This is a genomic window from Oceanicella sp., assembly GCF_056449545.1.
Window position 1 is genome coordinate 1 of the sequence record NZ_JBWOMN010000127.1, and the last position, 5,584, is coordinate 5,584.

General features: G+C 73.2%; 5 protein-coding genes. All 5 read right to left on the reverse strand.

Going from position 1 to position 5,584, the window contains the following annotated elements:
* Positions 1-150: 150 nt before the first annotated feature.
* From AC1HC7_RS16480 to AC1HC7_RS16500, 5 genes are read right to left on the reverse strand one after another with little or no spacing between them, the layout of a single operon-like run.
* On the reverse strand, positions 151-1,125 hold the full coding sequence (locus AC1HC7_RS16480; RefSeq protein WP_479497452.1) for a glycosyltransferase family 2 protein: 975 nt from the start codon (positions 1,123-1,125) through the stop codon (positions 151-153).
* Positions 1,122-2,462 carry a lipopolysaccharide biosynthesis protein gene (locus tag AC1HC7_RS16485; RefSeq protein WP_479497453.1) on the reverse strand — a complete coding sequence of 447 codons (1,341 nt, stop codon included), beginning with the start codon at positions 2,460-2,462 and terminating at the stop codon, positions 1,122-1,124. Before AC1HC7_RS16485 ends, AC1HC7_RS16480 begins: the two co-directional genes overlap by 4 nt.
* Positions 2,459-3,226, reverse strand: a complete 768-nt coding sequence (locus AC1HC7_RS16490; RefSeq protein ID WP_479497454.1) for a hypothetical protein — start codon at positions 3,224-3,226, stop codon at positions 2,459-2,461. The genes AC1HC7_RS16485 and AC1HC7_RS16490 overlap by 4 nt, the downstream gene beginning before the upstream one ends.
* Positions 3,223-4,596 (reverse strand): O-antigen ligase family protein, encoded by a 1,374-nt coding sequence (locus AC1HC7_RS16495; RefSeq protein WP_479499230.1) that lies wholly within the window; start codon positions 4,594-4,596, stop codon positions 3,223-3,225. The genes AC1HC7_RS16490 and AC1HC7_RS16495 overlap by 4 nt, the downstream gene beginning before the upstream one ends.
* 17 nt (positions 4,597-4,613) lie before the next feature.
* Entirely contained in the window at positions 4,614-5,429 is an 816-nt protein-coding gene (locus tag AC1HC7_RS16500; protein WP_479497456.1) for a hypothetical protein, read from the reverse strand.
* Positions 5,430-5,584: the final 155 nt, after the last annotated feature.

A 5,584-nucleotide genomic window follows, 5' to 3' on the forward strand; every position in this document is an offset into this window, starting at 1 on the left:
GTCAACGTGCGGGTCACCGGGCTGGTGCTGACCCAGGCCAACCCGCGCCGCATCTCGCGCTACGGCTACACCGGCTACGGCTACGGCTACGGCACCAACGCGGCGCGCAAATACTACACCGACTGAAGCCCCGGACCCCCTGCCCGCGGGTCAGACGCTTTGCACGTCGCTGTTGATCCGGCGGCGCAGCGCGCCCGCCAGCCCGCCCAGCCCCAGGCGTTCCAGTTCCATGCGCAGCCCCACGCGCAGCGTGCTCGCCGCGCGCAGCCGCCCGGCTTGCCAGGGCGAGACCCCGTGGCTGCGGCGCAGGGCGTAGGCCTCGCCCATCAGCGCCTTCCAGCCGGTGTTGGACACGCCCGCGTCACCCATGTTGGTGGCCACCTGCGGCGCGTAGACGCCGATCTCTCCGGCCTCGGCGAAGCGCCAGATCAAGTCGTAATCCATGCAGAAGCGCAGTTGCGGGCGGAACAGGCCGTAGCGGGCGTACAAGTCGCGGCGCACCACCGTGCTCGGGTGGTTCACCGGCATCTTGCGCCAGATCCGGGCGGCGTAATCCCCGGGCCCGGCGATCCGGCACTTGGCCGCGCCCCGCGCGTCGCGCAGCACCATGTCGCCATGGCAGAACCCGGCCTCGGGGCGGGCGGCCATCAGGGCGACGGCGGTTTCCAGCCAATCGGGTTCGAGCCAGTCATCGGCGTTGACCAGGATCGTCAGCGGCGCCGTGCTCAGCGCCACCGCCTTTGAAAACGCATCGGCGATGCCGCGATCCTTTTCGCTGATCCAGAGGCTCAGCAGATCCTCGTTGGCGCGCAGCAGGTCCAGGGTTCCGTCGTCGGACCCGCCGTCCACCACCACGTATTCCACCGCGCCGGGGGCGGCCTGGCGCAGGGTCTGGGCGCGGATGCTGTCGAAGGTGCGCCCCAGGGTGTCCGCGGCGTTGAAGGCGATGGTGGCGACGGCGATGCGCGGCGGCGCGGCGCCCGCCGCGCGCCAGTCCCCGCGCCGGTCCGGGCCGCTGATCCGCCCCGGATCGGGGGTTTCGCGCAATGCGCGGGCGGTGTCCGCCAGCCCCGGGGGCGGGGCGCGCAGGGCTTCGATCAATGCGGAATCGGAGTGTCGGGTCATCGCCAGGGCGCCTTTCTGAGAGGTTTGGCGCGGGGCCGGCGCGGGGCCGGCCAGAACAGCGTCGGCGACACGTTCAGCGCCCGCACCGCGTAGATCACCAGCGCCAGATTGAACGCCGCCAGCGCCGCCGCCGAGGCCAGCGCGCCGCCAAGCGCGCCGCGATCCGCGACCAGCGCCAGGCACAGCGCCAGATTAACCGCCGCCGCGCCGGCCTGCGCCGCGGCGCCGACCCATTCGCGCCGGGTCATGTTCATCAGCGCCCCGGTGATCCCCGACAGCGCGTTGACCGCCTGCCCGGCCAGCAGCACGTAGAGCACCGGGCGCACGGTCGCGGGATCGTAGGCGGCGCCGAACGCCGCGCCGATCAGCCAGGGCCCGAGCAGCGCCAGCCCGACCAGCGCCGGCAGGGTGAAGGCCAGCACCAGCTTCGCCGCCATGCGCAGCCGCGCCTGCAGCGCCGCCAGATCGCCGTCATGCCAGTGCCGCGCCAGCGCCGGGCGGGCGACCATGGCCGCCGCCATCATGCCGAAGCCGAGGAAGAACGCCGTGCGTTCGGCCACCCGGTAGAGCCCGGCCTGCTCGGCGGCGGCGAAGGCGCCGAGCACCAGGATCGGCATTTCCTGATTGAGCATCTGCGCAAGCCGGGCGAACAGCATGGGAAAGGCGCTTCTGGCCCAGTCCCGGGGCCTGTCATGGATGTCGCCGGTCGCGCCGTCGTCGATGCGCCGCAGCGCCCGGCGCGCCATGGCGCCCAAGGCCAGCAGCGCCAGCAGCGCCGCGCCGCCATGCAGCGCCAGCGCCCCCGCCGGGTCGAGCCGCCAGCCCGCGGCGTTCGCGCCAAGCAGCGCCGCCCCGAGACCCAGGCACAGAAACCCCGGGCGCAGCACCGCCACCAGCCGCCCCTCGACCACCCGCCCGGCGCCCTGCAGGAAGGCCGACTGCAATTCTCCCGCCGCGCTCAGCAACGCCAGCAGCGCCGCCAGCGCCGCCAGCCCCCGCACCGTATCCCCGAGCCCCGGGAACAGCAGCCCCGAGAGCAGCCACATGACCGTCCCGGCCAGCGCCCCCATGGCCAGCAGCGCCTGGCGGCTGCGCAGGCGCAGGCCCCGGATCAGGCGGTGCTCGCCCTTGGCCAGCGCCACCGCCACCTCGCGGATCACCATGCCCTGCATGCCGCAGCCGATCACCGTCAGCAACACCAGAGAAACCCCGTAAAACACCGAATACACGCCGAAATTCTCGGGTCCCAAGGCGCGGCTCAGCAAGGCGGCGGAGGCGAAGCTCAGCCCCGCCCCGGCAAGGTTGACGCCCATGGCGCCCGATGCGGCCCGGATCATGAGCGCGCCGCGGCGGCGGGCGGCGCGATGGCGAAATCGCGCGCCGCCCGGTACAGCGCCCGCGCCTCGGGCAGCCGGGGATGGGCCAGCAGCGCGGCGCGATAGCGGGTCTTGGCCTGTTCCTTGCGCGGGTCCGGCGCGGTGACCAGCGCCATGTCGTCATTGCGCCGCCGGCGGGCGTGTTCGGCGGCATGGAGCGAGAAGGCCGTCAGCGCGTTCTCCCCCGGTCCGCGCAGCGCGTAATCGCGCCCGAAGCGGGCGTTGATCGCCGCGATCACGGTTTCGGGCGCCTGGGTGGAGGTGGGGAAATCGGACACCACGCAGCGCCCCATCACCGGCAGCAGGCGACGGTGGAAATCCGCGTAGCCCGCCAGCAGAGCCCCGCAATCCACCGCGCCGCGCAGCCCGACCATCAGCGACAGCGCCGCGTCCTCGGGCGGGCGGATCAGCAGCGCCGCCGGCAGGCCCCGGTCCAGCGCCGCCAGCACATTGCCCGGCACATGCAGGTGATGGGCGACGCGCAGCCCCGGATTGGCGTCGCGCAGGCACCAGGTGAAATAGGAATTGGCGCTGCGGGGGTAGCCCTCGACGCAGACCTCGGTGTCCGGGGCGACCGCCAGGCGCTTGGCGCGGGCCTCGGAGCTCAGCAGCGGAAACAGCGGCAGCGTCGCGGCCCGCGCCCCCAGATGCATGCGCAGCCGGTAGCGCAGGGTGGCCATGGCCGAGACCCCCGCCGAGCCCCCCGCCGGGGCGGGCGCGCTCATCGTCCGCGTTCCGGCAGGCGCCGCGCGGGGGGCGCGAAGCCGGCCGGAAGCGGCGGCGCCCTGCGCTTGCGCAGGATCGCGCCGCCATGGCGCCGGGCGGCCATGGCGGCGAACAGTCCCAGCAGCCCCCAGCTGATCTCCGAACTGTTGGAGGCGCCGCTGGGAAACAGCATGGTCGCGGCGGCGAAGCCGGCGAAGCTTCCAGATCCGATCACGGTGTTGAACTTTCGCGCCTCGGACGTCCCGGGCGCCCCGGACGCGGCGGCGCCGCGCGCCTCCCGGGGGGGGCGGCGCAGCAGGTCGCGCGCGAAGGCCAGCGGCAGCAGCAGGTAGAAGGCCAGCAGCGGCAGCGCCCCCAGCCCGCTGCGGCAGACCGCCAGCAGCGGCATGTTGTGCACGGCGAAGCCGCCGAACACGCATTTCGCCGCCCCCGCGCCCAGCAGCGGGTGTTCGGAGATGCTCTCGAAGGCCATGCGGTACTGGAAGCTGCGCACATTGGTGGAATGCTGGCGCATCTCCAGCATCATCGAGATCAGCGTGTTGGACCACAGCGCCAGCACGCTGAGCGCGATCGACGCGCCGAAGATCACGAAGAAGGTCAGCACCACCTGCCGCTTGTGAAACACCATCGCATAGAGCAGCGCCGTCACCGCGATCGCCGTCAGGCAGGAGGCCCAGACATTGCGCGACAGCGGCACCATCGCCGCGGCGGCGATCAGCGCCGCCAGCGCCAGCGTCGCCAGGAACAGCGGGTTGAGCAGCTTGAAGCGCATGTCGCGCATCAGCGCCGCCGTCAGGATCGCCCCGGCGGCGGCGAACAACAGCGCGATGTCGCCGAAATCCTGCAGCACGCCCGAGGTGCGCGGCAGCGCCGTGCCCAGGATGTTGCCGCTTTCGTAGCGCGAGATGCGCCCGCCGTATTCGGTGAAGTCATAGATGCCGAACGCGGTGGTCAGGATGGTCACCGCCAGCACCGAGGCGCTGAACAGCAGCGCCAGCAAGGCGCGCCGTTCGTCGGCGTCCGAGCGGATCGCCGAAAACCCCAGCATGAAGGTGATCAGCGTCGCCACCCGGGCGCGCAGGGTGTGGGCCATCACCCCGGCGGAATCGTTGATCACCGCCGCCAGGCTGTCGCTCAGCACATAGGCGGTCAGCAGCCCGACCCAGAGCGCCGTCTGGCGCAGATGCGCCGGATCGAGCCGCCGCCGCCCCAGCAGCGCCTTGCCCAGCAGCGCCCCGAAGGTCGCCAGGCCCAGCAACTGCGTGGGCGAGACGCTGCCCAGCGGGCCGAACCCGGCCCCCAGTTCGACGCTGCGCAGGCTGAGCGACGCCAGAAACGCCAGATAGAGCCAATGCGTGATCCTGTCCACGGCGCGCGCGTCCCTTTTCAGTCTGGCGCCGAGGCGGCGTCGAGCCGCTGGAAATCCGGCGCCGCCGCCATGCGCGCGCGCAGCGCGCCATAGGTCCGGGCCAGCCGCTCCAGCTGCGCGGGCGGGGCCTCCGCGCCCTGCGCCGCGCGCGCCCGGTAGGGCGGCAGGCGCAGCTTCAGGCCGAGGAAATCCCCGATTTCGTCCGCATGATCCCAGAGCGCCCGGTATTTCACCAGCAGAACCGGAAACGCCTGCGGGCGCATCCAGGCGTCGAAATGATCGCCGAGGCGCAGGCTGTCCTCGGTCTCCAGGCGCTCGACGGCGTTTTCGCCGCTCGGCGCGCGCAGATGGGCGAAATGGCGTTCGACCCAGACCCGCCCCATGCGCCGGTCCTGGGCCAGCACCGACAGGGCCACGTCCACCGGGTCGGCGAACACGTAGATCACCCGCGCGCGCGCGGGCAGCGGGGTCGCGGGCGGGTAGTCGTGGGTCTTGTAGACGATCCCCGGACGGTAGGGCGCGCGGGCCATGTCCCAGGCCGAGCCCATGGCCCAGATCCGCGCCCGACGCGATCCGGCCAGCAGCCCGCCGATTGGCCCCCAGCCCGCGCGCAGCGCCGCCGCCGCCGCCGCGTCGTTGAGCATGGTCGACCCGGCGCGCCCGGAACTGGCGATCACCGGGGCCACCCCGGCGCGCCGGGCGCCCAGATTGAGCAGGGCGCGCAGCGGCCGCGCGACGCGCGACGGCGCGTCCTCGGCCAGCGGCGCCCCCCCGACCCCGGTCTCGCCCCCGCCCCCGGGGGCCGCGACCGGCGTTTGCGCGGGCGCGGTCACCGCCGGCGGCTCCGCGGGCTCACCACTGGCTGACGCAGGGGATCTTGCCGAGATCGGCGCGGTCCTTGTAGCGGGCCGCGATCTCGCGCACCTCGGCCAGCAGGCCCTCGTCCAGCGTGGTCGGATCCAGCCCCAGATTGAGGAAGCGGTCATTG